The organism is Streptomyces sp. AC627_RSS907, assembly GCF_019049165.1.
The window spans coordinates 1-616 of sequence record NZ_JAGMUE010000676.1; the positions used below are offsets into that span (position 1 = coordinate 1).

Consider the following 616-nt stretch of genomic DNA (forward strand, 5'->3'; position numbering starts at 1 on the left):
CCCCGCCGTCCAGGGTGCCGCGACCAGGTCCCGGCTGCGACCCTGGCCCGGGCCCGGCACCACCGTCGATCGCCTGCCCCGAAACGGGCGTCGTGCTCCCCGTTCGCGTGGAACGAAGAAGCACCCGCGTCACCCGACCGGGCCGGCCACTGCCTCTTGACACTACCCGGGCCCGTGGGTATAGCGCATGACCCGTGGGGTGCGCGGGAGCTTCGGGCCCGTGAAACAATCGGACGAGCTCATATGTACCTCCCCCGGCCCCGGCCCACGGGGAACCCCAGGAGCAGGAGAAAGACCAGGATGCGCATCGGAGTGCTCACCGCCGGGGGCGACTGCCCCGGTCTCAACGCCGTGATCCGGTCGGTCGTGCACCGCGCCGTCGCCGGACACGACGACGAGGTCATCGGCTTCGAGGACGGCTTCAAGGGACTCCTCGACGGCCGGTTCAGGCCGCTCGACCTCGACGCCGTCAGCGGCATCCTCGCCCGTGGCGGGACCATCCTCGGCTCGGCCCGCCTGGAGCGCGCCCGGCTGCGCGAGGCCGCCGAGAACTGCGAGGAGCTGGCCCGCTCGTACGGCATCGACGCGCTCATCCCGATCGGCGGCGAGGGGACGC

1 protein-coding gene is annotated in these 616 nt (G+C 72.6%); it reads left to right on the forward strand.

Going from position 1 to position 616, the window contains the following annotated elements:
* Positions 1-300: 300 nt before the first annotated feature.
* A partial coding sequence (locus KUM32_RS37745; RefSeq protein ID WP_217146343.1) for a 6-phosphofructokinase occupies positions 301-616 on the forward strand: 316 nt, incomplete at its 3' end.